This is a genomic window from Microlunatus flavus, from assembly GCF_900110855.1.
GTDB lineage: Bacteria > Actinomycetota > Actinomycetes > Propionibacteriales > Propionibacteriaceae > Microlunatus > Microlunatus flavus.
Window position 1 is genome coordinate 192,438 of the sequence record NZ_FOFA01000006.1, and the last position, 24,642, is coordinate 217,079.

The following is a 24,642-nucleotide window of genomic DNA, read 5'->3' on the forward strand; positions in this document are numbered from 1 at the left end:
GTCGGTGGCGGGTCTGGGGCGCGTGGGGCCGGCGTCAGCGGCGGGCGCCGGGGCGGAAGTGGTCGAAGCCGGGGACGCCGGCGAAGGGCGCGCCGTCCACGGTGACGCCCGGCCCGTCGTCCTGGCGGGCCCCCACCGCACCGATCACGGTCCATCCCGGCGGCACCCGACCGGGCGGGAACGTCGCGGCGAGCGCGTGGTCCTCGCCGCCGGTCAGCACGAGCAGCAGGGGGTCCACGCGGGTCGCGGCACCGACGGTCTGGAGGGGTTCGTCGATCGCGACGGCACCGGTCCGCACGTCGATCACGACGCCGGACGCCCGGGCCACGTGCCCGAGGTCGGCCAGCAGGCCGTCGGACACGTCGACCATCGACGTCGCGCCGGCCCGCGCGGCGACCGCGCCCTGCCCGTACGGCACCTGCGGCACGCGCTGCACGTCGACCACGGCGCGCGGCGAGCGGAACCCACGGCTGAGGACCAGCAGACCGGCCGCGGCCCAGCCGAGCCGCCCGACCACCGCCAGCTCGTCGCCCGGCCGGGCACCGTCGCGGCGCACGGGAGCACGGCCGTCGAGGGTGCCGAGGGCCGTCACCGACAGGGTGACGTCGCGTCCGCGGGTGGTGTCGCCGCCGAGGAGGTTCACGCGGGCGGCGTCGCACTCCGCCCGTAGGCCCGCGGCGAGGTCGAGCACCCAGCGCACCTCCGTGTCGCCCGGCGCCGAGAAGCCCACGACGATCCCCTGCGGGCGGGCACCCATGGCCTCGACGTCGGCCACGTTCACGGCCACGGCCTTGCGCCCGACGTCAGCGGGTCCGCTCCAGTCGCGGCGGAAGTGCACGCCCTCGACGAGCACGTCGGTCGACACCACGACCGAGCCGCCGACGTCCAGCACGGCCCCGTCGTCACCGGGGCCGAGCAGCACGTCGTCGGAGGCGGGGAGGTCGCGGACGAGCTCGGCGATGAGGGCGAACTCGCCCAGCTGCGCCAGCGTCGTCGGCCCGGTGCCGCCGGGGCTCACGGACGGTCGACGTGCGTCAGGCGACCGTGGCGACCTGTAGGTTGACGCACACCGGTGAGCGTACGTGGTCGGCCGCCGGGCCGGGCAGCGGTGCTTCCTCGCTCCCGGACGCGTGGCCGCGAGAAGTGCGAGGTCCACCGCCGTGGTCGTTCAGGCCTACATCCTGGTCCAGACGGCCGTCGGCAAGGCGACCGAGGTCACCTCGGCGATCCGGGGCATCTCGGGCGTCACCCTCGCCGAGGACGTCACCGGTCCGTACGACGTCGTCGTCCGCGCCGAGGCCTCCACCATGGACGAGCTGGGGGCGCTGGTGATCAAGCGCGTCCAGAGCGTTCCCGGCATCACCCGCACGGTGACCTGCCCGGTGGTGCACGTCTAGGTCGTTGTTCGTGGGTCGGCTGCGGGCTGAGGCGCCAGACCGCGGCGCTTCACACCCATCCGCACGGGCGCAGTGCCGTCTGAGCTCAGGTCACGTCGCGCCGCGCCCGTGCTCCCGCCAGGCCCATCCACGTTCAGCGCCGCGGTCTGGCGCCCCAGCCCTCCGCCTCGCCTGGCCCTCCCGTAGTCCTGCCCCCGGCAGGTCGCCGTCCGGGCGACTTGACCACGCTCCTCGCGGGCAACGGGGGTGGCTGGCTCTGACGGTCGCCGTGGTCGTCCTGGTCCTCGCGGGGTGCGGGAAGGTCGCGGTCGAGGAGCCCACGCCTGACGCAGCCACGGCACAGGTGTGCGGGGCGGTGATGGCGGCGCTGCCCGAGCGGGTGCTCGACCAGGGGCGGCGGAGCGTCGAGCCGGGCGTGCTGTCGGCCGCGTGGGGCAAGCCCGCGATCGTGCTGCGCTGCGGGGTGCCCGCTCCTCCGGGACTGGGGCCGTACAGCGACTGCGTCGAGGTGAACGGCGTCGGCTGGTACTCCGAGGACGCCCAGGGCGGGACGATCTTCACGACGATCGGGCGCCCTGCGTTCGTCGAGCTGTCGGTGCCCACGGCGTACGCCCCGGAGTCCGGCGCGCTGGCGGACCTCTCCGCCGCGGTGTCCGCGCACGACCCGGTCACCCGACCCTGCTCCTAGTCGACGCCCCGACCACTCTGCGCGTCCCGCCCGCGGCGCACCATCCCGTCTGCTCGATCTTCGTCAGCCCGCGCGCTCTGCTGAGCGCGCAGACTCACGAAGATCGAGCAGACGTACGGGAGCAGGGCCTGTCCCGGGACGCGAGCAGGCGGGCGGAGCCGCGGAGGTCGCGGAAGCGTCAGCGCAGGCCGACGGGGCGGGCCAGGGCGAGGGCGACGAGGCGGTCGACGAGGGCCGGGTAGTCGAGCCCGCTCGCGGCCCACATCCGCGGGAACATCGAGTGCGCGGTGAAGCCGGGCATAGTGTTGATCTCGTTGACCACCACACGTCCCTCGCGGGTCCAGAAGACGTCGACGCGGGCCAGGCCCTCGCAGCCCACGGCCTCGAACGTGCGGACGGCGAGCGCGCGGACCTCGTCGGCCACGGCCGCGTCGACCAGGGCGGGCACGTCGAGGTCGACCTGCTCCTCGGGCAGGTACTTGGCCTCGAAGTCGTAGAAGCCCGACGCGCTGTGCACGCGGATCTCGGCGACGGCGCTCGCCTGCGGGCGGCCGCCGTCGAGGTCGGACAGCACGCCGCACTCGAGCTCGCGGGCCCCGACGAAGCCCTCCTCCACGACGACCTTGGGGTCGAAGCGCTGGGCCTCCTCGATCGCGGCGACCAGGTCCGCGTCATCGTCGACCCGGGAGATGCCCAGGCTGGAACCACCGCGGGCCGGCTTGACGAACACCGGTAGGCGCAGGGTGGCGACGGAGTCGAGGCAGGCGTCGCGGTCGTGCGCCCACGCGGCGGGGGTGATGGTGACGAACGGCCCGACGGGCAGCCCCGAGGCGGAGAGCACGAGCTTCATGAAGTGCTTGTCCATGCCGACCGCGCTGGCCAGCACGCCGGCGCCGACGTAACGGGTGCCCATCATCTCGAACAGGCCCTGGATGGTGCCGTCTTCGCCGTACGGGCCGTGCAGCAGGCTGAGCGCCACGTCGACCGGGCCCAGCCAGGACAGGGCGGAGTGCTTGTCGACGCCGCCGTACGACACGTCGTCGCGCACGGCCAGCCGGCTGCCGGGGCCGTGCGTCATCAGGACGGCGTCGGGCGCGTCCTCGCTCAGCTCGGGCAGGTGGCCGTCGACGACCTCGAGGCCGCGCACCGTGTCGTCGTCGACGAGGACCCAGCGTCCGCTGCGGGTGATGCCGACGCCGAGCACCTCGTAGCGCTCCGGGTCGAGCGCGGAGAAGACGCCGGCGGCGGTGAGGCAGGAGACGCCGTGCTCGCTGCTGACCCCGCCGAAGACCAGGGCCACCCGGACGCGGCGGGCGGCGTCGGGGCGTGCGCCGGGGTCGACCGGCTCTGTCGTCACCCGCGTCTCCCGTCGTCCCTGCTCGGCCTGCGCAGCCCTGCGCGACTGCGTGCGTCGTCTGCGCTGCGCCTCGCCCGGACGCTCCCGCCCGGGCGTCGCCGACCCTACCGGCGGGCGCGCCGCGCAGCCGTCCGCCGCGCGCGAGGATGGAGCGTGTGAGCTCCCACGCCGACCTGCACCGTGACACCCTGGCCGTCGCCCTCGGCCGCCCTCCCCGTACGCCCGGCGCGCCCCTGAACGTCTCGCCGGCCCTCGCCTCCACCTACGTCGGCGCGCACGACACGAGCGGGCCCGCGCTCGGCTACGGCCGCGACGGCAACGCGACGTGGACGGCGCTCGAGGAGGTCCTCGGCCGGCTGGAGGGCGGGCGCTGCGTGACGTTCGCCAGCGGGATGGCGGCGGCGAGCGCGGTGCTGGACCTGCTCGCGCCCGGCGACACGGTCGTGCTGCCGACCAGCTGCTACCTCGGCGTGTCGGCTCTGGTGCGCTCGAGGGCGGAGAAGTTCGGCTGGGTGCTGCGCGAGGTCGACGTCGCCGACACCGACGCGGTCCTGGCCGCCGCGGAGGGCGCGGACCTGGTGTGGCTGGAGTCGCCGACGAACCCGCTCATGGAGGTCGCCGACCTCCCGCGCATCGGCGCCGAGCTGCGCGGCCGGGTCCGCACCGTCGTGGACAACACCTTCGCCTCGGCGCTGCTGCAGCGCCCGCTGGAGCAGGGCTTCGACGTCGTGCTGGAGTCGGGGACCAAGTTCGTCGGCGGGCACTCGGACCTGCTGCTCGGGGCGCTCACCGTCCGCGCCGACGGCGACGGGGCCGCCGAGCTGTACGAGGCGCTGGCCGCCGTGCGCCACGACAGCGGCGCCGTGCCCGGCCCGATGGAGGCCTGGCTCGCGCTGCGCGGGATCCGCACCATGCCGCTGCGCGTCCGCGCGGCGGTGGCAAACGCCGAGGCCCTCGCCGCCCGTCTCACCGCCCACCCGGCCGTCCGGCGGGTCCGCTACCCCGGCCTGCCCGACGACCCAGGGCACGCGCGGGCCGCGGCGACCATGGACGGGTTCGGCTCGTTGCTGTCGGTCGAGCTGGCCGACGGGCCCACGGCCGAGCGGTTCGTCGACGGCTGCGACCTCTGGGTCCACGCGACCAGCCTCGGCGGGGTCGAGTCGACCCTGGAACGTCGCCGCCGTTGGTCCGGCGAGCTCGCGGTCGTGCCCGAGGGCCTCGTCCGCCTGTCGGTCGGCGTGGAGCACGTCGAGGACCTCTGGGCCGACCTGGAACGTTCGCTCGACGCGCTCTGAGGGGCGCTCGGGGCGCGCAGCCCTCGTCGGCGACCGCCTCGAAGCCACGTCCCGTACGGCATCCGGGCCCCGTCCCGAGAAGAATCCCGTCGGACGGCGACACACCTGGGCCGACGTCGACAAGAAGAGGTCATGAACCCCACCACGGCGGGCGGGCACCGCGAGCAGCGCTTCCGCGCGCTGCACGACGCCGTCTACGTCGACCTGCTCCGGTTCGTCCGGAGGCGGGTCCACACGTCGCAGGCCGAGGACGTGGTCGGGGACGTGATGCTGGTGGCCTGGCGCCGGCTGGACGACGTCCCCGCCGACCTGTCCGCGGCGCGCGCCTGGCTGTTCGGCGTGGCCCGCAGGACCCTGCTGAGCACCCGGCGCCGGGAGGGCCGCCAGGACGCGGTCGCCGTGCGCCTCGCGGAGACGGGTCAGGCCGCGGCGAGCGCGAGCGAGACCACGGAGTCGGTCACCGACCGGCTCGCCGTCGCCGCCGTCTGGCCACGGCTCAGCGCCGTGCACCAGGAGGCGATCGCCCTCGCCGTGCTCGACGGGCTGAGCGCGCCCGAAGCGGCCTCGGTGCTCGGCATCTCCCCGGTCGCCTTCCGCCTCCGCCTGTCGCGGGCCAGGAGAGCGCTGCGGCACCAGCTCGGACCCACCCACCCGGACGGTCGGCCGTCGGCCGACCTCGCGTCCGCGAGGAGCCCACGATGACGAAGTGCGCCGACGCCGAACGGACCGCCGCCGCCCTGCGCGGACTGGACCCCGCGGCCACGACCACCCTGTCCGAGGACGAGCGCCGGCGCGCCGACGCGGCCCTCGCCCGGATCGTCGCCACCCCTGACCACGAGGCGGGCTCGACGCCGGGCGACCGGCCGCGCCGGCGGATCCGCGGTCTCGGGCCCGCCGCCCTCCTCGCGGCGGGTGTCGTCGCCCTGTCGATGGTCCTGACCGGCGGTCCGGCCTTCGCGGACTGGACGGCCACGCCGACGCCGCTCACCCTCCGAGCAGCGGCGACCGCCGCCGAGACGTGCCGCTCAGGCCTGGCCGTCCCGCTCGAGGACCCGCACGTCGTGCTCGCCGAACGCCGGGGCGGCTGGACCTCCGTCCTGCTCGACGCCCCCACCGGTGAGGCGGCCTGCCTCATGCCCGACGACCTCGTCGGGACGAGCGGCGCGGCGGCTCGCGGACGACGGTTCTTCGGCTCCTACGACCCCGAGCACGTCGAGGTGCCGCCACCGGCGTCCGATGGCCTCGTCGAGACCGAGAGCATGAGCGGCACCGTGGCGGTGCCCCGGCGGCTCCACCTCGGCACCGTCGACGGCCTCTTCATCTGGGTCACCGGCTACGCGGGCAGCGACGTCACCCGGGTCACGGTCCACCCGCCCGTGGGCCCTGACGTGGTGGCCTCCCTCGTGGACGGCCGCTTCGCCGCGTGGTGGCCGGCGGGTGCGGCACGGGTCGACAACCCGGGCCTGAGCGAGGCGTGGACCTACACCGTGACCCTCGACGACGGCACGACGCGTCAGGTGCAGGCGCGGTAGCCGCCCGGGCGGACGCTCAGCGCTCGCGCCCCGGCGCCCGGCTCATCAGGGCGCGGACGCCCTCGGCCGGCGTGAGCTCGCCGGCGACGACGGCGGCGACGTGGTCGACGATCGGCACGTCGACGCCGTGCTCGTGGGCGAGCTGCTGCACCGAGGCGCAGGACAGGACGCCCTCGGCGACCTGGCGGGTGGCGTGGCTGATCTCGGCCACGGAACGTCCGCGGCCCAGCTCCTCGCCGAAGGTCCGGTTGCGCGACAGCGGCGACTGGCAGGTGGCGACGAGGTCGCCGAGACCCGCCAGCCCGGCGAACGTGTACGGGTCGGCGCCCAGCGCCGCGCCGAGCCGCGCGGTCTCGGCCAGGCCCCGGGTGATCAGCGACGCGGTCGCGTTGGCGCCGAAGCCGAGCCCCACGGCCATCCCGACGCCGAGCGCGATGACGTTCTTCGTCGCCCCGGCCAGCTCGCAGCCGACGACGTCGCCGTTGGTGTAGACGCGGAAGGACGGCGTGTGGCAGATACGCTGCACGTCCTGCGCGGTCGCCTCCAGCACGCTCGCGGCCACGCTCGCCGAGGGCTGGCGGGCCGCGATCTCGCGGGCGAGGTTCGGCCCGGTGACGACCGCGAGCCGCTCGGGCTCCACGCCGGCCACCTCGGTGACCACCTCGCTCATCCGGCGCCCGGTGCCGAGCTCGATGCCCTTGGCCAGGCTGACGACGTGGGCGTCGGCCGGCACGCTCCACCCCTCGAGGGTGCGGCGAAGCAGCTGGGAGGGCACGGCCAGCACGACCGCGTACGCGCCGTCCATCGCCTCCTCGGGGTCGCTGACGGCTCGAAGACCCGGCGGCAGCTCGACGTCGGGCAGGTAGTCGGGGTTGCGCCGCGTCGCGTTGATCGCCGCGGCCAGCTCGGGGCGGCGCGCCCACAGCGTCACCTCGTGACCCGTGTCGCCCACGACGAGTCCGAACGTGGTGCCCCAGGAGCCGGCACCCATGACCGCGACCTTCACGGTGCGCCGACGCCCGGGCGGCCGCCCGGCCGCGGGTCGAACCGCACGGCAGGGGCGGGTTCGCCGCGCAGGTCCTCCAGCAGCCCGGTGAGCGCGGCCATGATCCGTTCCGTCGCCTCGGCGAGCAGCGCCGCGTCCAGGGGCCGGCCGCGCAGGTCGCCGAGGTCCACGGGCGGCCCCACGCGCATCCGCAGCGTCGGGCGCGCCCAGAGGCGCGGCAGGCCGAGCCGCGGCCCGCGCAGGAACTCCTCCGCGCCCCACTGCGCGACGGGCACCACCGGGTACGCCGTCGCCAGCGCGAGGCGGGCCGCACCCGTACGCCCTCGCATCGGCCACAGGTCGGGGTCGCGGGTGATCGTGCCCTCGGGGTAGACGACCACCGCCTGACCGTCCTCGAGAGCCGCCCGGGCCGCGGCGAGCGCGTCGGACGAGCGGCTGCTGCCGCGCTCGACCGGGATCTGCTGGACCCTGCGCAGCAGCCGCCCGAGGCCGGGCACGCCGAACAGCGAGCTCTTGGCCAGGAACCGGGGCCACCGGCCGGAGTAGGCCAGGAACTGCCCGAGCGCGAGCGGGTCGGCGTTCGAGATGTGGTTGGCCACGACGATGACCCCGCCCGTGGCCGGCAGCCGGTCCTGGCCCTGCCAGTCGCGCCGGCTGAGGGGCTCGAGGACGGCGTTCAGCACCTTGATCAACGGCCGGATGGTCGCGTCACCCGGCTCGTGGTTGACCACGTCCAGGCGTGGGACCGGTGTGCTGCCGTCGCCCCGCGTCTCCCCAGCCAGTGCCGCACTCCTCGCGCTCCGCCGCACGGGGCCGCTGCCCCGCGGTGCCGGTCACCCTAGTGCGCGGGACCGGTGTGGCAGCATCGACGCCGCCCATGACCACGACTCCCCCAGCGCCCGCCTCCGCCCACCCGGAGGTCGCGGGCGACGTCGGCGCGGTGGTCGCGCTCAAGGCGGGCGAGCTCGTGAAGTCGCGGCTCGCGCCCCTGCCGCAGCCGGTGCGCCGCCGCCTGGCCTGGACCATGGCCGTGGACACGCTCACCGCGCTCCGGTCCGCGCTCGCGGTGGTCTGCGTCGTCAGCGACCAGCCGGCGCTGCAGCAGCGCCTCGCCCGGGCCGGCCTCGCCGACGTCGCCGTGGTCGCGGAGGGCCGGCCCGCGGGCATGAACGCCGCCCTGCGTCTCGGCACCGACCACCTGCGCGCGACGGGGGTGGGCGCCGTGCTCGCCTGCGTCGGCGACCTGCCCGCGCTGCGCCCGTCCTCGGTGCGCTCGGTGGTCGCGGCGGCCGCGGCGTACGAGCGGTCGTTCCTCGCCGACGCGACGGGCGTGGGCACGGCGATGCTGCTGGCCGGTGCCGGCTCCGCGCTCGGCCCGCACTTCCAGGGACGCTCGGCCGCCGCGCACCACAGCTCGGGCGCGGTGTCGCTCACCGACGAGCGTCTCGGCACCCGGGTGCCCGACGCGCGCCGCGACGTGGACACGGAGGTGGACCTCGTCGACGCCGTGGGCCTCGGTCTCGGCCCGGCCAGCCGCACGCTGCTCGACCCGCAGACCGGTCTCCTCGGCACCTACGCCGTGGTGACGACGACCGTCGTCGGTGCGCAGGGGCAGGCGGTCACGTCCGACGGCGTCCGCGTGACGCTGCCGGAGGACCGCCTCGCCGACGGGCTGCGCGCTCCCCGCCCCCGCCAGCGGCTGCACGCGGTGCTCGCCGGCACCTCCGTGCTGTCGGCCTGGCTCTGAGGCCGGCTCTCAGGCCTCCGCCAGGCCCTCGCCGTCGGCCACCGAGGCCTTGAGGTCGGTGCCCGGACGGAACCGCACGACCGAGGTCGGCGGCGCCTCCTTGCGCTCCCCCGTCCGCGGGTTGCGGACGGTGCGCGCCGGGCGGTCGATCTTCTCGAACACCCCGAAGCCCGTCACCGAGACCTTCTCCCCCGTCGCGACGGTGGTCGTGATGGTGTCGACCACGGCGTTCAACGCCCGGGCCGCCTCACGCTTGCTGCCGTCGAAGTGCGTCGACAGCTCCTGGATCAGCTGCGCCTTGTTCACTGGACCTCCCCGCACGCGAGGACGGGCGCAGGGGCCCGCCGCCGCAGCCCCACTGCGACGTGCCCGGCTCACGCTAGAAGATCGTCTAACTGTGGGACAAATACCCTTTGGGGTGAAACGCCCTTTCGTGATGAATCTCTCGTCCCCCGGACGAATTCGGCTCAGCCGACCGGAGCGGTCCGCTCGGGCAGCGTCGCCGGCTTGAAGGCCGGACGGCGACCCTCGTACGCCTCGACGGCGTCGACCTGGCGCAGGGTCAGGCCGATGTCGTCGAGACCCTCGAGCAGGCGCCAGCGGGTGTAGTCGTCGATCTCGAAGTCGGTCTCGAAGCCGTCCGCCACGATCGTGCGGGCCTCGAGGTCGACCGTGATCGGCGCCTGCGGGTGCTCCTCGACGTAGTCCCACAGCTCGTCGACGATCTTCTGGTCGATCCGGGCGACGAGCAGGCCGGCCTTGCCGGCGTTGCTGCGGAAGATGTCGCCGAAGCGCGCGCCGATGACGACCCGGAAGCCGTAGTTCTGCAGGGCCCAGACGGCGTGCTCGCGCGACGAGCCGGTGCCGAAGTCCGGCCCGGGGACGATGATCGTCGCGCCCGCGTACTGCGGCTGGTTGAGGACGAAGTCCGGGTCCTTGCGCCAGGCCGCGAACAGCCCGTCCTCGAAGCCGGTCTTGGTGACCCGCTTGAGGTAGACCGCGGGGATGATCTGGTCGGTGTCGACGTTGCTGCGCCGCAGCGGCAGCGCCGTGCCGGTGTGGGTGGTGAAGGCGTCCATGTCAGCTCCTGGTCGGCTCGGTCGTGCGGCTCAGCGCTGGTCGGCGCCGACGAGGGCGTCGCTGCGGTCGAGGTCGGCGGGCGAGCTCAGCGTGCCGCGCACCGCGGTGGCGGCAGCGACGAGCGGGCTGACCAGGTGCGTACGGCCACCCTTGCCCTGCCGGCCCTCGAAGTTGCGGTTCGAGGTCGACGCCGAGCGCTCGCCGGGGGCGAGCTGGTCGGGGTTCATGCCCAGGCACATCGAGCAGCCGGCCGCGCGCCACTCGGCGCCGGCCTCCTTGAACACGACGTCCAGGCCCTCCGACTCGGCCTGCAGCCGGACCCGCGCCGAGCCCGGCACGACGAGCATCCGGACCGAGTCCGCGACGTGGTGGCCCTGGATCACGGCGGCCGCGGCGCGCAGGTCCTCGATGCGGCCGTTGGTGCACGAGCCGAGGAAGACGGTGTCGACGGCGATCTCGCGCATCGGCGTGCCCGCGGTCAGCGCCATGTACTCGAGCGCCTTGGTGGCCGCGGTGCGGTCGCTGGGCTCGGCGAAGACCTCGGGGTCGGGGACGCTCGCCCCCAGCGGCACGCCCTGGCCCGGGTTGGTGCCCCAGGTGACGAACGGCGTCAGCTGCGTCGCGTCGAGGTCGACCTCGACGTCGAAGACGGCGTCCTGGTCGCTCTTCAGGGTCGACCAGTACGCGACGGCGGCGTCCCAGTCGGCGCCGGTCGGGGCGTGCGGGCGGCCCTGGAGGTAGGCGAACGTCTTCTCGTCGGGCGCCATCAGCCCGGCCTTGGCGCCCCACTCGATGCTCATGTTGCAGATCGTCATGCGCCCCTCCATGGACAGCGCCTCGATCGCGGAGCCGCGGTACTCGACCACGTAGCCCTGGCCGCCACCGGTGCCGACCTTGGCGATGAGGGCCAGGACGATGTCCTTGGCGGTGACGCCGGGCGGCAGCTCGCCGTCGACGTTGACCGCCATGGTCTTGGGCTTCGACTGCGGCAGCGTCTGCGTCGCGAGGACGTGCTCGACCTCGGAGGTGCCGATGCCGAAGGCGATCGAGCCGAAGGCGCCGTGCGTGGAGGTGTGCGAGTCGCCGCACACGATCGTCATGCCCGGCTGGGTCAGCCCCAGCTGCGGGCCGATGATGTGGACGATGCCCTGGTCGAGGTCGCCGAGGCTGTGGATCCGCACGCCGAACTCGGCGGCGTTGCGGCGCAGCGTGTCGACCTGCGTGCGCGACACCGGGTCGGCGATCGGCTGGTCGATGTTCAGCGTCGGGGTGTTGTGGTCCTCGGTCGCCAGCGTCAGGTCGGGGCGGCGTACCGGGCGGCCGGCCTGGCGCAGGCCGTCGAAGGCCTGCGGGCTGGTGACCTCGTGGACGAGGTGGAGGTCGATGTAGAGCAGGTCCGGCTCGCCCTCGCTGCTGCGGACGACGTGGTCGTCCCAGACCTTCTCGCTCAGCGTCCTACCCATGGACCAGGCTCCTCTTGGCTGCGGATCGGCGGCGCCGGGATGGTCCCCGGCTGTCCCTCGGACTCTCGTCCGGACTCTCGTCCTGCTGCTGCGCGTCCGGTTTGCGTTCCAGCATCCGAGACGGCAGTATCAAGGCATGGACAACTCTAGCGGTGTCGGCGTGCTGGACAAAGCCGCCATGGTGCTCGGTGCGCTGGAGACCGGTCCGACCACCCTCGCGGGGCTCGTGTCGGCGACCGGGCTCGCACGGCCGACGGCCCACCGGCTCGCGGTGGCGCTCGAGCACCACCGGCTCGTGAGCCGCGACCTCCAGGGCCGCTTCGTGCTCGGGCCCCGCCTCGGCGAGCTCGCCTCAGCCGCGGGCGAGGACCGCCTGCTCGCGACGGCCGGCCCCGTGCTCGCCCGGCTGCGCGACATCACCGGCGAGTCGGCGCAGATGTTCCGTCGCCAGGGCGACTTCCGCGTCTGCGTGGCGACGGCCGAGCGCATGTCCGGCCTGCGCGACAGCGTTCCGGTCGGCACCCAGCTCACCATGCAGGCCGGTTCCGCCGCCCAGGTGCTGCTCGCCTGGGAGGAGCCCGACCGCATGCAGCGCGGGCTGCGCGGCAGCCGCTACTCCGCGGTCGCCCTCGCCGCCGTACGCCGTCGCGGCTGGGCGCACTCGGTGGGCGAGCGCGAGGCCGGCGTCGCGTCGGTCTCGGCGCCGGTCCGCTCCCCCTCCGGCAAGGTCATCGCCGCGGTCAGCGTCTCCGGCCCGATCGAGCGCCTCTCGCGCCAGCCCGGCCGCCTGCACGCCCCCGCCGTCATCGCCGCGGCGGAGCGGCTGAGCGACGTGCTGCGCCGCAGCGGTTCCGAGGGCTGAGCCCGCTCGAGCAGCGGCGCGGACGCACCCTCTCCACGAACCGCTGACTCCCGTCACCTCGGTCGCCAGATCGGGTGTCGGGAGTCAGCGGTTCGTCGCTCTCGAGGCTGGTGGACGGGCCGCGTCGGGGCGTCAGTTGACCGGGCTCGCGTCCAGGGTCACCGACGCCGACTGCTGCGCGCCGCCCGCGGTGGTCCAGGTGACCGTCACCTTGTCGCCCGGCTCCATGGCGGCGAGGGCCTTGGTCAGGCCGGCCGCGTCGGTGACGGTCGTCGAGCCGACCTGCGTGATGGTGTCGCCGGCCGCCAGCCCGGCCTTGTCCGCGGCGTCGCCGTCGACCACGCCCGCGATCGTGGCGCCTGCGGCGTCGCTACCTCCGCCGTCGCCGTAGCCCCGGCGCCCGTAGCCGTACGCCGAGTCGCTGACGAAGGTCGGGGCGACCTCCACCCCGAGGAACGCGGCGGGCCCGATGCGGACCGCCGAGGTCTCGTCCCCGCTGCGGATCTGCGTGACGACCGCCAGCGCGGTGTCGATCGGTACCGCGTAACCGTCGATGTCCTGCCCGCTCGACGCCGCCGTGTCGATGCCCACGACCTCGCCCTCGGCGTCGAGCAGCGGGCCGCCGGAGTCACCAGGAACCACGTCGGAGGTCGTCTCGATCAGCTTCGTGAGCCGCTCGCCCGCGACGGTGCCCTCCGACTGCGTGGTGATCGAGGCGGACAGGTCGCTGACCCTCCCGTCCGCCGCCGTGAGGGCACCGGTGCCGCCCGCGTTCCCGACCGCGGTGACGTCGTCGCCCACCGCCAGGGTGTCGTCGTCGATGCGCGCGGCCGTGAGCCCCCTCGCGCCATGCAGCTGCAGCAGCGCGACGTCGGCCGCCCGGTCGGCCCCGACCACCGTCGCCGTGTAGGTCCTGCCGGCGCGCGAGCCGCTGCCGGGCAGCGTGACCCTGATGCTCGTCGACCCCTCGACCACGTGGTAGTTCGTCAGCACCTCGCCGTCGGAGGTGAGCACGACGCCCGTCCCGGCGGCCTCCCCGTCGCTCAGCACCGTGTCGACCAGCACCACGCCGCGCGACTCGGCCGCGCTCGCGGGGTCGGAGTCGACGGTGCTCGACGCCGTGGTGCGACCCGAGCCGGACGACCCGTACGCGTCCACGAGCCGCACGCCCGCCGACGCCGGTGCGGCGGCGCCGAGCACCGTGGTCAGCAGGCCGCCGGCGGCGAGCACGGCGCCGGCCCGCCTTGCCCGGTGGGCGTGGACCGGAGGAACGGCAGCGGGAACGGTCACGGTGACGGGGGTCGAGGTGGTCATGACCTCACGGAACCGTCGCGTCCCGTGACCCGCCTCGGGCCCTCCTGGGCGTGGCCTGTGAGTCGCCGACCATGCCCAGGCCTGCTGCGCCCGTTAGGTTGAGGCCGTGCCCGACAGCCCCTTGCCGGAACCCGCCCTGCACCTCGCCGCCCGCCTGGAGAACCGTCTGATCGGCTGGCGCGCGGAGCGGGCCCGGTCCAACGGCTTCATCCCGCTGGTCATCCCGTACACCGGCTACGGGGGCGACGGCTGGGTCCGGGTGCTCGGTCGCGTGATGCTCAACCGCGGCACGCACCGCCTCACCGGCGAGCCGATGGGCGCGCGCGGCTGGCGCAGCTTCACCAGCGTCCCGGTCCAGGGGGCCCGGGTCCGGGTCGAGGTCAGCGGGGAGACCGCGGAGGTCACCGCCGACCGTTCCGGGCTGATCGACGCGACCGTCGACATCGCCCTCACGCCGGGCTGGCACCGTCTCGAGTACCGCGTGGAGGACTCCGAGCCGACGCACGGCCTGGTGTTCGTCGTCGACCCGGCCACACGCTTCGGGCTGGTGTCCGACATCGACGACACGGTGATGGTGACCGCGCTGCCGCGTCCGTTCCTCGCCGCGTGGCACACGTTCGTGGTCAACGAGCACGCCCGCACGACGACGCCGGGCATGCCGGTCCTCTACGAGCGCATCACCGACAGCCACGCCGGCGCGCCGGTGGTCTACCTCTCGACGGGCGCCTGGAACGTCGCGCCCACGCTCACCCGCTTCCTGTCGCGCAACCTCTACCCGGCCGGCGCGCTGCTCCTGACCGACTGGGGACCGACGCCGGACGCGTGGTTCCGCGACGGCACGCGCCACAAGCGCGATGCGCTTAAGCGGCTCGCGCGCGAGTTCCCCGACGTGCGCTGGCTGCTGGTGGGCGACGACGGGCAGCACGACCCGGAGACGTACGCGCTGTTCTGCGAGGAGCACCCCGACCAGGTCGTCGCGGTCTGCATCCGCCAGCTGACGCCCGGCGAGGCCGTGCTGGCCGGCAGCGGGAGCCGGCGCCACGTGCGCGGCGACGGCAGCAAGGTGCCGTGGTTCTACGCCTACGACGGCGCCGGCCTGGCCGAGCAGCTCGAGGAGGCCGGGCTGCTCGCCGACTCCGCGCAGCAGCCCGAGGTCGAGGCCTGAGCACCGGGCCCGCGACGACGCGGGCCCGGCCTCCGGGTGATCCCCGGGCGCGTCAGTCGAGCCGGATCTCGCGCTGCTCCTCGGCGGAGCGGTACGCGGCGTCGACGACCAGGGCGCGCGTCAGGGCGTCCTCGCCGTGGAAACCCGACCAGTCCGGCGCGAGCACCTTGGCCAGGAAGTCGTCCACGGCCTCGCCGTGGCGCCCGTCCGGGCCCAGCACCGGGAAGAGCTCGGCGGGCACGCCGTGCATCTCGGTGAGCACGTCGAGGCGCGACTGGTTCCACACGCCGGGGGTGCCCAGGACCGCCCCGCCCTCGGAGCCGTAGAGCACGACGTAGAGCTCGTCGGCCTTGATGTAGGACGCCCAGCTCGCCTCGAGCAGCAGCGTCGCGCCGCCGGAGAGCCGCACGAACGCGGTCGAGAGGTCCTCGACCTCGAACGGCACGGTCCCGTCCGCGCCGGGCGCCACCGTCGGCCGGTCCACCGAACCGCCCCGCCCGCGCGGGCCGAACTTCGCGTACGTCGACGCGCTGACCGCTTGCGCCGCCGGCTCGCCCATGAGGTGCAGCGCCATGTCGAGCATGTGCACGCCGATGTCCATCAGCGGCCCGCCGCCGGCCAGCGCCTTGCGGGTGAACCAGGTGCCGAGCCCGGGGATGCCGGAACGGCGCAGCCAGCCCGCCTTGGCGTAGTAGATCTCACCCAGCGCGCCGTCGTCGACGAGCTTCTTCAGCGCCTTGACGTCGCCGCGGCGGCGGTGGTTGAAGGACACGTCGAGCACCCGGTCGGCCGACCGGGCGGCCTCGACCATGGCCGCGCCGCGCTCGGCGTCCTCGGCCAGCGGCTTCTCCGACAGCACGTGCACGCCGGCGGCCAGCGCCGCGAGCGCGACGGGGGCGTGCAGCGCGGTCGGCGTCGCCACGCTGATCACGTCGAGGTCGGCCTGCGCGATCATCTCGTCGTAGCCGCGGAACAGCCCCGACCCCGGCAGGCCGTAGAGCTCGCCGAGCCGCACGCGCGGCTCGTCCTCGAGGCCGGCGATCGCCACCAGCTCGACGTCGGGTCGCAGCGCGTACGCGTCCATGTGCTGCTGGCCCGCCCAGCCGAGGCCGACGACCCCGGCGCGCAGCGGCGACCGGGTCCGGCCGCCGGCGGCCACGCCGCCCGTCACGTCGGCGCTCACGCGCCCGCCTCCGGGTTCAGGCTCGCGCCGGTGAAGTCGGGCACCTTCATGTTCACCAGGCCGGGCGCGGTGCGCCCGGAGCGCTGCTCGGGGGCGGCCCAGCGGACGGCGTTCGCCAGCACGCGCTGGACGTCGGGGTGGTGGTAGACGGGAAAGTCCTGGTCGCCCGGGGAGAAGTAGAAGACCCGCCCGCGGCCGCGGCGGAAGGTGGCGCCGGAGCGGAACACCTCGCCGCCGGTGAAGCTGGAGACGAAGACCAGCTCGTCGGGCTCGGGGATGTCGAAGTACTCGCCGTACATCTCCTGCTCGGGGATGCGGATCGGGTGGGGCACGCCCTCCGCGATCGGGTGGCCGGGGGCGACGGTCCAGACGAGCTCGGCGTCGTCCTTGCTGCGCCAGGCCAGCGCGCAGGAGGTGCCCATGAGGCGCTTGAAGATCTTGGAGAAGTGCCCGGAGTGGAGCACCAGCAGCCCCATGCCGCCGAGCACGGCCTCGTGCACCTTGGCCACGACCGCGTCGTCGACGTCGCCGTGCTTGATGTGGCCCCACCAGGTCAGCACGTCGGTGCTCGCCAGGACCTCGTCGGTCAGGCCGTGCTCGGGCTGGTCGAGGGTCGCGGTCCGCGTCTCGACCTGCTCGCCGAGGGAGTCGCGCAGGCCGCGGGCGATGGCGCCGTGGATCCCCTCCGGGTAGCGCTGCGCCATGTCGGCGCGGTACTTCTCGTCGGTCTCGTGGAAGTTCTCGTTCCACACGGTCACCCTGATCGGCTCGCTCATGCGCCTCATGCTGCCAGCCGGGACCGACAGCATCGGGGTGCGTCCGTCGGCGGTGCGAACCGCGGCGCGTCAGCAGCCGGCGCGACCCAGCGGCCCGACGGAGGTGGTGTCCAGCAGCGCCTGGACCGAGGGCCCGCCCTTCTCCTGCGGCGCGAACGCCACGGTGACGACCGGGCCGCCGTCGGCCCAGACGCCGCCGTAGGACGGGGTCAGCCGCGCCGCGGACCAGCTCCGCAGGTCGCCCACCCAGGTCGCGTCGTCACCGGTCCAGACCACCGTGTCGCCGGCGACCCGCGGGAACTGCGCGCCGGTGGCGTGCGCGGCCAGCAGCCGGGCCGCCGGCCAGCCCGCGCGCCACACCCAGACCTCGTCGCCCTGAGCCCCACCCACCCACGCGAAGGTGTCCTCGTCGGCCGCCAGGTAGTACGGCCCCCGCACCGAGGCGAGCGGCGCGGGCAGGCCGGCCGGCCGGTGGCCGGCGAGGTCGAGGGCGCGCAGGCTCGAGGTCTGGGCGGCCTTCGCGCTGTCCGCCCGCACCAGCAGGTCGCCGAACCGCACCGGCGCCCGGCTGAACCCGCGTGCCAGGCGCTCGACGTGGCCGTCGGCGAGCCGGTAGCCCGACACCACGGTGCGGCCGGGGTCGGCGTCGCGGGTCTGCGTCCAGTAGAGCCAGCCGTCGGCGAGCACGGGGTCGACGAACGGCGTCTGCATGAGCTTGCCGTCGGCGTCGCGCTCGCCATGGGCGACCTCGACGGGGCGGCGGCCGCCCTGGCTGTCCCAGACGTACAGCGCGAAGTCCTCGAAGTCCGCGTACGACCGGTCGACCCGGTAGGCGAGGTGGCGCCCGTCCCAGGTCGCGCCGAGGACCTGCCACTCGGGGTGGTCGAGCCCGAGGTCCTGGACGACCACGTCGGAGCCGGGGTCCTCCCCCGCCGAGGCTCCGTGCCGCCGGACGAGGGCGTGCCGGACGCCGGGCACGTCAGAGACCGCGAACGCCGACCCGTCACCAAGCCCGAGCGCGACCGTCAGCGTCTCGCCGGCCTGCGGGGCCACGACACCCGCGTGCAGGGCGGCGTCCCAGGACGCCGGGAGCGCGACCGTGCACGGTGGACCGTCCCCGTCCCCGACCGCGGCCGTCGGCCCAGCCGTCGACGGGGTGCCCGTCGGGGCGGCGTCGCCGCCCGCCGGTCCCGAGCAGGCCGTGCCCCCGAGGAGGACAGCCGTCGCGAGACCGGCCAGCAGGCGGACGAGCCTCAGGTCACCAGACGTAGCCACGCGCTCCGAAGATCGTCACGATCTTGTCGGTGTCAATCTCGTTGTAGCGCGGCACCGGCGCGGCCCAGGAGATGCTCGACCCCGCGACGGAGTCGGCGTAGCGCGTCGTGTCGCCGTCGTCGTCGTAGCCGCGCACCGCCACCCAGTGGTAGATCGTGCGGTTCGGGTGGCCGTTGAGGTGCGGGCCGTTGCGCACCTCGACCGCGTTGCCCGCGATGCCCTGGCGTTGCACGGCGATGTCGGCGACCAGGCGGTCGCGGAACGTCGCGACGTCGGCGTCGCTCGGGGTGTACGCGAGGTTCTGCGGGGTGTAGTCGAAGCCGTCGGAGTAGCGCTCGAGGGCGCGCTCCATGGGGTAGTTCCCGGCGCCGCTGTACCAGTTGGTCCCGCTGCTCGTGGTCTTCAACCGCTTGGCCGCGGTCTTCTGCGAGATCTTCGCGCCGTCGGCCAGGGCGAGCATCTGCAGGGTCGCCGGCCCGCACCAGTAGGAGCGCGACTGCGCCTTCTGCTTGACGGCCTTGATCGAGCGGTGGCTGGGCAGCGGGTCGTCGGCCTCGGAGCGGGCCCCGGCCAGCCGGGCGGCGCCCGCGCGGCGGCTGGAGGCGAGCACGCGGGCCACGGCGGCGTCCTTGGCGGCCACGGACGCCTGCTGGTCGGCCGTGAGCGTGGGGACGCCGACGACCAGCGAACGCTCGGGCCCGGTCACCGCGGACACGCTGCGCGCCGCGGAGCGGAAGGCGTCCGTCGTGGCGGCAGGAGCCGCACCGCCCGCGGGGCTGCTCGTCGGCGGGCCGCCGGCGAAGGCCGGCTGGGCACCGAGCAGCACCGCGGCTCCCGTCACGCCCAGCACCATCAGTCGGCGTACGGTCCGCGCTCGTGGAGCCACGTGAAGTCCTCTCGTCCGGCCCCGAGCCGCTGCCCGAGCAGGCAACGCGGAGACACTAAGGTCCGTCGCGGCGACCCGCAACGGTCGTGATCAAGTCGTTCCCCCCGAGCCGCTTCACGGGGCCCGAAGCTCAACCCAAGATCGAGACCAGCTCGTCGAACACGGCCGGCGTGGCCGCGACGATCTTGTTGCCGGCGAGGAGCGTCTCCGGGGTCAGGTAGTCGCTGACGCGGGCGCCGGCGGCGTCGAGCACGGCGACGGCGCCGAGGCAGTCCCAGGCGTTGATGTGGGGCTCGACGTAGCCGACCAGCCGGCCGCAGGCGACGTCGCAGAGCCCGAGCGCCCCGGAGCCGTTGCGCACGAACATCCCGTGGCGGCGCATCAGGCGGTCCAGGACGGGGACGACGTCCTCCGGCCCGACCCGCGCCGAGCACCCCAGGAACGTCAGCCCCTCGCTCACCGACGTCGCCGTGCTCGGGCTGATCGGCGCGCCGTTCAGCGTGGCCGGCCGGTCGGTCGCCCCGACGAACAGCTCGCCCGCCGCCGGGTTGTTCACCAGGCCGAGGCGCACCCGGCCGTCGCGCACGTACGCGATCGAGACGCACCACGTGCGCAGGCCGCTGACGAAGGGCTGGGTCCCGTCGATGGGGTCGACGACCCAGATGCCCTCGCTCCCCGGGAAGTCGGCGTGGCCGGTCTCCTCGCCGAGGAAGGCGTCGTGGGGGAAGGCCTGAGCGAGCCGTTCCTTGACCAGCTCCTCGACCGCCACGTCGGCCTCGCTGACGACGTCCTGCACCCCCTTGCTCCGCACGGTGAGCTCGCCCAGCCGGTCGAAGTAGCCCAGCGCCACGGCGCCGGCGTCGCGGATGATCTCCTCCGCCACCCGCGCCCGTTCCTCGAGCCAGGTCTCGGCGGTCTCCTGCGTCACGGTCGTCTCCTCAGCGGGGGGTGGGGTTCGGGATCGCGGCCGCCGGGGTCGCGGGGTCGCGCCACAGCCAGGCGGCACCGCGGACGCCGCTGCTGTCGCCGTGCGCGGCCCTGACCACCGGCGTGTAGAAGCAGGGCGAGAAGGTCTGGTCGGCCAGGGCGGGCGGGAGGTCGTCGTAGAGCTCGGGGACGTTCGCCATCCCGCCGCCCATGACCAGCACGTCGGGGTCGAGGACGTTGACGACCGTCGCCAGGCCGCGCGCGAGGCGGTCGACGTAGCGCTGCCAGACCAGGCGGGCCAGGCGGTCCCCGGCCCGCACCCGCTCCATGACGTCGCGCGGGGTGACCTGGCTGGGCGCGGCCAGGTCGAGGTCGGCGTGGACGGCGTACGAGCGCGCGAACGCCCGCCCCGACACCCACTGCTCCATGCAGCCGTGCCGGCCGCAGTAGCAGGGCGGGCCGGGGACCTCGGTCACGTCGGGGACGGGCAGCGGGCTGTGGCCCCACTCCCCCGCGCTGTGGTTCGGCCCGTGGTGCGCCCGGCCGTCGACGGCGATGCCGGCCCCGGCCCCGGTGCCGAGGATGACCGCGAAGACGACGCGGTGCCCGGCCCCGGCGCCGTCGGTCGCCTCCGACACCGCGAAGCAGTCGGCGTCGTTGGCCGTCCGGACCTCGCGTCCCAGCGCCCTCCGGAGGTCGTCCTCGACGCGCCGCCCGATCAGCCAGGTCGAGCTCGCGCCCTTGGCCACGCCCGTGCGCGGGTCCAGCGACCCGGGCAGGCCGACGCCGACGGTTCCGGTGACCCCGAGCGCGGCCTCGGCCTCGTCGACGAGCCGGGCGATCGCCTCGAGGCAGGCGGCGTAGTCGCCGCGCGGGGTGTCGACACGGTGCCGCAGCAGCTGCCGGTCGTCGCCGTCGAGCGCGACGACCTCGATCTTGGTCCCGCCCCAGTCCACGCCGAGGCGGACGACCCGGTCCGGGTCCTGGTGCTGCCGGTCGCGCGGGGAGTCCATGTCGCAGGCACCGTACCGGTGCCCGCTGTCCGCTCCGCCGGCCCGTCCGAGCCCCGCGTCAGCCCGCCGACGCCACCCGCCGGGCGACGACGGTCTGCAGCAGCGCGCCGACCCCGAGCCCGAGGAGCATCACGGTCCCCATCGCGACGGCCGTGCCGCCGAGGAGGCCGGCGAGCGGCGTGCCCAGCCCGCCGACGCCGAAGGCCAGCCCGCCGGACAGGGCCGCGGCGGTGCCGGGCATCGCGTGACCGAGCGCCTGCGTCCGCGTCGCCGACCCGGTGATCACGAGACCCTGCGCCCCGGTGACGACGGCGAGCGCGGCCCACAGCGCCCCGCCCGGCGCGGACGTGAGCGCGAGCACGAGGACGGCCGCCGAGCCGGCGGTCGCGACGAGGAGGCCGACGGACAGCAGGCGGTCCTCCGAGACCCGGCCGACCAGGCGGCTGAAGAGCAGGGTCGAGACGATCATGGCCGACGCGTTCGTGGCGAAGACCAGCGTGTAGCGCGACTCGGAGTAGCCGTACAGCTCCTGGAAGACGAACGAGCTGGTCGCGATGTAGGCGAAGAAGCCGACGGTGGCCACGCAGGACGTCACCAGGTAGAGCACGAACCGGGGCATCCGCAGCAGCACCCCCATGCGTCGCAGGCTGGCGCTCACCCCGGCGCCGTGCGACCGCCGCTCGGCCGGCAGCGTCTCGGGGAACGTGGTGAGCACGAGGACCAGCAGCAGCGTCCCCGTCACGGCGAGCGCCCAGAACGTGAGCCGCCAGGTCCCGAACCGGAGCAGCAGGCCGCCGAGCAGCGGCGCGACGACGGGCGCCACCGCGTTGATGGCCGACAGCAGGCCGATCACCCGGGCCCGGCGGTCCCCGTCGAGCACGTCGGTGACCATGGCCCGCCCGACCACGGCGCCGGCCGCGCCGGCCAGGCCCTGCAGCAGGCGCGCCACGAGCAGCACGCTCGCGTCCGGCGCGAGCGCGCACGCCACCGACGTGAGCACGAACAGCGCGGTGCCGACGACCATGATCCGGCGCCGGCCCAGCCCGTCGCTGACCGGGCCGACGACGAGCATGCCGAGCGCGAAGGCCACGAGGAACGCCGTCAGCGACAGCTGCGCGACCGCGGGTGTCGTGCCGAGGTCGACGGCCATGCCCGGCAGGCCCGGGATGTACATGTCGGTCGCGAGCGGCGAGATGCCGGTGACCACCGCGAGGGGCACGAGGGGCGGCAGGGCCCGCACGGCGGTGCGGCCCCCGGCGGGACCGGCGAGAGTACGGGTGGCGGGCACGGGGTCCTTCGCGGCTCGGGGTCCTCCCATCCTCACCCCGGACCGGGCCCGGCACGGCGGGCGTCTCGGCCGGCGCGGCCGCCGCGCGCCGGCCCGGCGGGCCTCAGAGGGTGAGCTCGAACGGCAGCCGCGGGTGCCCCTCGACCGCCTCGCGCGTCACCCGGATCACCGCGCCGACGGCGCTGGGCCGCTCGGCGGGCAGCGTCACCTCGAGGGCGTCGGCCCCCTGGTGCCACTCGACCTCGCCGTGACCCAGCAGGTCGACCGAGGCGATCGGCCGCTCGAGCCGGTTCGCCGCCGTCCCGAAGGCCTCGATGCGCGCCACCCCGTCGGCCGGCCAGTCGAGCAGCGTGGCGTAGACGCGGACGTTGCCGTAGCGCTCCTGGGTCGTGAAGCGGACGTCGCGCGCGGTGAATCGGCGCTCCTCGGCGTCGATGAACGACCCCTCGACCTCGACCGTCGGCCCCTCGGAGGGCACGACCCAGGGCCGGGACCCGTACACGGCCTGGCCGTTGACCCGCAGCCAGTCGCCGATCCCGGTGAGCAGCTCGCGCTCGGTGTCGGCGATGGTGCCGTCGGCCTTGGGGCCGATGTTCAGCAGCAGGACGCCGTTCTTGGCCACGACGTCGACGAGCTCGGCGACCAGCTCGGGCAGCGTCTTGTAGCGGTGGTCGGGGATCCAGCTCCACGACGTGCGGGCGATCGAGGTGTCGTTCTGCCAGACGTCGGGGTGCGTCGAGGCCATGGCGCCGCGCTCGAGGTCGAGGACGGCGGTGCCCGGGGCGAAGGCGTCCCACTTGTACTGGATGACGACCTCCCGGCCCCAGCGCGCGGCCTCGTTGTAGTAGTACGCGGCCAGCCGGCGCAGCCACGGCTTGAAGACCGGCTGCTCGATCCACCAGTCGAACCACAGCACCTGCGGCCGGTGGCGGTCGATGAGCTCGACCGTGCGCAGGAACCAGTCGATGAGGTGCTCCTCGTTCGGCGCCAGCTCCTCGCGCTGGGCCGGGCCGTAGAAGTCGCTGAACTCCGGGTCGGTCACGTCGGAGGGGAAGGTCGTGCCGCCGTTCATGAAGAACCAGTGCTCCGCGCGGTGCGACGAGACGCCCAGCACCATCCACTGGTCGCGCACGGCCGCGCCCAGCTCGCCGACGACGTCGCGGTGCGGGCCGATGGTCGTGGAGTTCCAGCGCGAGCGGGCCGTCTCGTACATCGCGAAGCCGTCGTGGTGCTCGGCCACGGGCACGACGAACTGCGCCCCGGCCTGCCGGAAGAGGCTCGCCCAGTCGACCGGGTCCCAGTGCTCCGCGGTGAAGCGGGGCAGGAAGTCCTTGTAGCCGAAGGCGGTGTGCTCGCCGTACGTCGCGCGGTGGTGCTCGAACTCCGGCGTGCCGGGCAGGTACATGTTCCGCGCGTACCACTCGTTGCCGAAGGCGGGCACCGCGTACGCGCCCCAGTGCAGGAAGACGCCGAACTTCGCGTCGCGGAACCAGTCCGGGACGGTGTAGGCGGCGAGCGACTCCCAGGTGTCGTCGTAGGGCCCGGCGTCGATCACGGCCTGCACGCGGGCCAGCTCCGCCACGTCGTCCAGGGGCGCCGGGCGTTCCGGCCACCTGACGTCCGTGGTGGTGGGCGGGCTGGTCGGAGCGGTGGGCTGAGCGGGAGGAACGTCGTCGGACATGCCGTCAGGATGTCAGACATCGGATGTTTGCCGGGGTGGGGTCACGTCGGTCGTTGGCAACGACGACGAAGCGCGGCAGGGTGGCGCCATGGACGAGCAGCCGCGCGCGCCGCGCAGGCTCCGCGCCGACGCGGCGCAGAACGCGGACCGGCTGCTGGCCGCCGCCGTCCGAGCCGGCCTCGGGGAGGGCAAGCACGTGCCGCTCGAGCAGATCGCGGCCGAGGCCGGCGTCGGGATCGGCACGCTCTACCGCCGCTTCCCGAGCCGGGCCGCGCTCCTGGAGGCCCTCGAGGTGCGCGCCTACGGCCTGCTCATCGCCGAGGCCGAGGGCGCGCTGCGCGACGGTCCCACCGGGCTGGAGGCGATCGGGCACTACCTGCGCCGGACGTTCGAGCACCGCGACGAGCTGGTCCTCCCCCTCCACGGGGCGCCGCTGACCGAGGGCTCGGAGTCGGGCGCCCTGCGCGGACGCCTCAAGGGGCTGATGAGCGCGATGGTCGACCGAGGGCACGAGGACGGCTCGGTCCGGCCGGAGGTCTCCGCGTGGACGGTGGTGCGCTTCGGCTCGATGCTCGCGCAGCCCATGACCGACGTCGAGGGCTGGGCGGAGTCAGCCGAGGACCAGCGCGTCGTCTTCCTGCGCGGCATCGCCGGCGACGCCCAGCGCTGAGGAGCTGGCGCCCGCCCTGCTCACCGAGGACCCCTAA

The 24,642-nt window shown here is 74.8% G+C and carries 25 protein-coding genes; 9 read left to right on the top strand and 16 right to left on the bottom strand.

Features of this window, described 5'->3' with window-relative positions; all coding sequences use genetic code 11:
- Positions 1-34: 34 nt before the first annotated feature.
- Complete coding sequence (locus BMY04_RS14750) at positions 35-1,018, bottom strand: thiamine-phosphate kinase (RefSeq protein ID WP_091182281.1); 984 nt, start codon at positions 1,016-1,018, stop codon at positions 35-37.
- A gap of 142 nt (positions 1,019-1,160) precedes the next feature.
- Between BMY04_RS14750 and BMY04_RS14755 the strand changes: the two genes are divergently transcribed.
- A complete protein-coding gene (locus BMY04_RS14755; RefSeq protein ID WP_091182285.1) occupies positions 1,161-1,397 on the top strand; it encodes an Lrp/AsnC family transcriptional regulator in 237 nt (78 codons plus the stop codon).
- Between the two features lie 10 nt (positions 1,398-1,407).
- A complete protein-coding gene (locus tag BMY04_RS23705) occupies positions 1,408-2,085 on the top strand; it encodes a DUF3515 domain-containing protein (protein WP_408630464.1) in 678 nt (225 codons plus the stop codon).
- A 178-nt stretch (positions 2,086-2,263) separates the two neighbouring features.
- Here the strand turns inward: BMY04_RS23705 and BMY04_RS14765 are convergent, their stop codons facing one another.
- Entirely contained in the window at positions 2,264-3,442 is a 1,179-nt protein-coding gene (locus tag BMY04_RS14765; RefSeq protein WP_091182288.1) for a D-alanine--D-alanine ligase family protein, read from the bottom strand.
- Between the two features lie 155 nt (positions 3,443-3,597).
- Between BMY04_RS14765 and BMY04_RS14770 the strand changes: the two genes are divergently transcribed.
- The 3 genes from BMY04_RS14770 (at position 3,598) to BMY04_RS14780 (ending at position 6,269) form a co-directional block, all read left to right on the top strand.
- Complete coding sequence (locus BMY04_RS14770; RefSeq protein ID WP_232506415.1) at positions 3,598-4,737, top strand: trans-sulfuration enzyme family protein; 1,140 nt, start codon at positions 3,598-3,600, stop codon at positions 4,735-4,737.
- Positions 4,738-4,869: 132 nt separating this feature from the next.
- Positions 4,870-5,439 carry an RNA polymerase sigma factor gene (locus tag BMY04_RS14775; protein WP_091182296.1) on the top strand — a complete coding sequence of 190 codons (570 nt, stop codon included), beginning with the start codon at positions 4,870-4,872 and terminating at the stop codon, positions 5,437-5,439.
- Complete coding sequence (locus BMY04_RS14780) at positions 5,436-6,269, top strand: hypothetical protein (protein WP_091182299.1); 834 nt, start codon at positions 5,436-5,438, stop codon at positions 6,267-6,269. Before BMY04_RS14775 ends, BMY04_RS14780 begins: the two co-directional genes overlap by 4 nt.
- A gap of 16 nt (positions 6,270-6,285) precedes the next feature.
- On the opposite strand, the gene BMY04_RS14785 is transcribed toward BMY04_RS14780, so the two are convergent.
- Both BMY04_RS14785 and BMY04_RS14790 read right to left on the bottom strand, forming a co-directional pair.
- Positions 6,286-7,260, bottom strand: coding sequence for an NAD(P)H-dependent glycerol-3-phosphate dehydrogenase (locus tag BMY04_RS14785; RefSeq protein ID WP_091182552.1), 975 nt, complete (start codon positions 7,258-7,260; stop codon positions 6,286-6,288).
- An 11-nt stretch (positions 7,261-7,271) separates the two neighbouring features.
- On the bottom strand, positions 7,272-7,958 hold the full coding sequence (locus BMY04_RS14790; protein ID WP_198410198.1) for a lysophospholipid acyltransferase family protein: 687 nt from the start codon (positions 7,956-7,958) through the stop codon (positions 7,272-7,274).
- A gap of 194 nt (positions 7,959-8,152) precedes the next feature.
- Between BMY04_RS14790 and cofC the strand changes: the two genes are divergently transcribed.
- The gene (gene cofC, locus BMY04_RS14795) at positions 8,153-9,022 is read left to right on the top strand and encodes a 2-phospho-L-lactate guanylyltransferase (RefSeq protein WP_091182308.1); all 870 of its coding nucleotides are present in this window, start codon (positions 8,153-8,155) and stop codon (positions 9,020-9,022) included.
- A gap of 9 nt (positions 9,023-9,031) precedes the next feature.
- On the opposite strand, the gene BMY04_RS14800 is transcribed toward cofC, so the two are convergent.
- From BMY04_RS14800 to leuC, 3 genes are all read right to left on the bottom strand, one after another.
- Positions 9,032-9,328 carry an HU family DNA-binding protein gene (locus tag BMY04_RS14800; RefSeq protein ID WP_091182311.1) on the bottom strand — a complete coding sequence of 99 codons (297 nt, stop codon included), beginning with the start codon at positions 9,326-9,328 and terminating at the stop codon, positions 9,032-9,034.
- Positions 9,329-9,489: 161 nt separating this feature from the next.
- Positions 9,490-10,101, bottom strand: a complete 612-nt coding sequence (gene leuD, locus BMY04_RS14805) for a 3-isopropylmalate dehydratase small subunit (protein WP_091182315.1) — start codon at positions 10,099-10,101, stop codon at positions 9,490-9,492.
- 30 nt (positions 10,102-10,131) lie between these two features.
- On the bottom strand, positions 10,132-11,565 hold the full coding sequence (gene leuC, locus BMY04_RS14810) for a 3-isopropylmalate dehydratase large subunit (RefSeq protein ID WP_091182318.1): 1,434 nt from the start codon (positions 11,563-11,565) through the stop codon (positions 10,132-10,134).
- A gap of 136 nt (positions 11,566-11,701) precedes the next feature.
- Here leuC and BMY04_RS14815 point away from each other — a divergent pair, with 136 nt between their 5' ends.
- Entirely contained in the window at positions 11,702-12,427 is a 726-nt protein-coding gene (locus BMY04_RS14815) for an IclR family transcriptional regulator (protein ID WP_091073534.1), read from the top strand.
- 132 nt (positions 12,428-12,559) lie between these two features.
- On the opposite strand, the gene BMY04_RS14820 is transcribed toward BMY04_RS14815, so the two are convergent.
- The gene (locus BMY04_RS14820) at positions 12,560-13,741 is read right to left on the bottom strand and encodes a S1C family serine protease (protein ID WP_091182321.1); all 1,182 of its coding nucleotides are present in this window, start codon (positions 13,739-13,741) and stop codon (positions 12,560-12,562) included.
- Positions 13,742-13,847: 106 nt separating this feature from the next.
- On the opposite strand from BMY04_RS14820, the gene BMY04_RS14825 reads away from it, so the two are divergent.
- Positions 13,848-14,906 (top strand): App1 family protein phosphatidate phosphatase, encoded by a 1,059-nt coding sequence (locus BMY04_RS14825; RefSeq protein ID WP_198410185.1) that lies wholly within the window; start codon positions 13,848-13,850, stop codon positions 14,904-14,906.
- A gap of 52 nt (positions 14,907-14,958) precedes the next feature.
- On the opposite strand, the gene BMY04_RS14830 is transcribed toward BMY04_RS14825, so the two are convergent.
- The 8 genes from BMY04_RS14830 to BMY04_RS14865 form a co-directional block, all read right to left on the bottom strand.
- Entirely contained in the window at positions 14,959-16,089 is a 1,131-nt protein-coding gene (locus tag BMY04_RS14830) for a Gfo/Idh/MocA family protein (RefSeq protein ID WP_232506416.1), read from the bottom strand.
- Positions 16,086-16,865, bottom strand: a complete 780-nt coding sequence (locus BMY04_RS14835; RefSeq protein WP_091182323.1) for a ThuA domain-containing protein — start codon at positions 16,863-16,865, stop codon at positions 16,086-16,088. Before BMY04_RS14835 ends, BMY04_RS14830 begins: the two co-directional genes overlap by 4 nt.
- Positions 16,866-16,934: 69 nt before the next feature.
- Complete coding sequence (locus BMY04_RS14840; RefSeq protein ID WP_091182325.1) at positions 16,935-18,140, bottom strand: hypothetical protein; 1,206 nt, start codon at positions 18,138-18,140, stop codon at positions 16,935-16,937.
- Positions 18,124-19,026, bottom strand: coding sequence for a C39 family peptidase (locus tag BMY04_RS14845; RefSeq protein ID WP_139209871.1), 903 nt, complete (start codon positions 19,024-19,026; stop codon positions 18,124-18,126). Before BMY04_RS14845 ends, BMY04_RS14840 begins: the two co-directional genes overlap by 17 nt.
- A 130-nt stretch (positions 19,027-19,156) precedes the next feature.
- Complete coding sequence (locus BMY04_RS14850; RefSeq protein ID WP_170854159.1) at positions 19,157-19,954, bottom strand: inositol monophosphatase family protein; 798 nt, start codon at positions 19,952-19,954, stop codon at positions 19,157-19,159.
- A 10-nt stretch (positions 19,955-19,964) separates the two neighbouring features.
- Positions 19,965-20,966 (bottom strand): ROK family protein, encoded by a 1,002-nt coding sequence (locus tag BMY04_RS14855; RefSeq protein WP_091182332.1) that lies wholly within the window; start codon positions 20,964-20,966, stop codon positions 19,965-19,967.
- Between the two features lie 58 nt (positions 20,967-21,024).
- A complete protein-coding gene (locus tag BMY04_RS14860; RefSeq protein ID WP_198410186.1) occupies positions 21,025-22,254 on the bottom strand; it encodes a multidrug effflux MFS transporter in 1,230 nt (409 codons plus the stop codon).
- Between the two features lie 103 nt (positions 22,255-22,357).
- Positions 22,358-23,935 (bottom strand): alpha-L-fucosidase, encoded by a 1,578-nt coding sequence (locus BMY04_RS14865; protein ID WP_091182336.1) that lies wholly within the window; start codon positions 23,933-23,935, stop codon positions 22,358-22,360.
- 88 nt (positions 23,936-24,023) lie between these two features.
- Here BMY04_RS14865 and BMY04_RS14870 point away from each other — a divergent pair, with 88 nt between their 5' ends.
- On the top strand, positions 24,024-24,605 hold the full coding sequence (locus BMY04_RS14870) for a TetR/AcrR family transcriptional regulator (protein ID WP_091182338.1): 582 nt from the start codon (positions 24,024-24,026) through the stop codon (positions 24,603-24,605).
- Positions 24,606-24,642 lie beyond the last annotated feature (37 nt).

Coding starts and splice junctions, on each gene's coding strand:
- leuD (WP_091182315.1), bottom strand. CDS start 10,101: ATGGACGCCTTCACCACCCACACCGGCACGGCGCTGCCGCTGCGGCGC.
- BMY04_RS14780 (WP_091182299.1), top strand. CDS start 5,436: ATGACGAAGTGCGCCGACGCCGAACGGACCGCCGCCGCCCTGCGCGGA.
- cofC (WP_091182308.1), top strand. CDS start 8,153: ATGACCACGACTCCCCCAGCGCCCGCCTCCGCCCACCCGGAGGTCGCG.
- BMY04_RS14835 (WP_091182323.1), bottom strand. CDS start 16,865: ATGAGCGAGCCGATCAGGGTGACCGTGTGGAACGAGAACTTCCACGAG.
- BMY04_RS14775 (WP_091182296.1), top strand. CDS start 4,870: ATGAACCCCACCACGGCGGGCGGGCACCGCGAGCAGCGCTTCCGCGCG.
- BMY04_RS14815 (WP_091073534.1), top strand. CDS start 11,702: ATGGACAACTCTAGCGGTGTCGGCGTGCTGGACAAAGCCGCCATGGTG.
- BMY04_RS14865 (WP_091182336.1), bottom strand. CDS start 23,935: ATGTCCGACGACGTTCCTCCCGCTCAGCCCACCGCTCCGACCAGCCCG.
- BMY04_RS14855 (WP_091182332.1), bottom strand. CDS start 20,966: ATGGACTCCCCGCGCGACCGGCAGCACCAGGACCCGGACCGGGTCGTC.
- leuC (WP_091182318.1), bottom strand. CDS start 11,565: ATGGGTAGGACGCTGAGCGAGAAGGTCTGGGACGACCACGTCGTCCGC.
- BMY04_RS14820 (WP_091182321.1), bottom strand. CDS start 13,741: ATGACCACCTCGACCCCCGTCACCGTGACCGTTCCCGCTGCCGTTCCT.
- BMY04_RS14785 (WP_091182552.1), bottom strand. CDS start 7,260: ATGGGTGCCGGCTCCTGGGGCACCACGTTCGGACTCGTCGTGGGCGAC.
- BMY04_RS14870 (WP_091182338.1), top strand. CDS start 24,024: ATGGACGAGCAGCCGCGCGCGCCGCGCAGGCTCCGCGCCGACGCGGCG.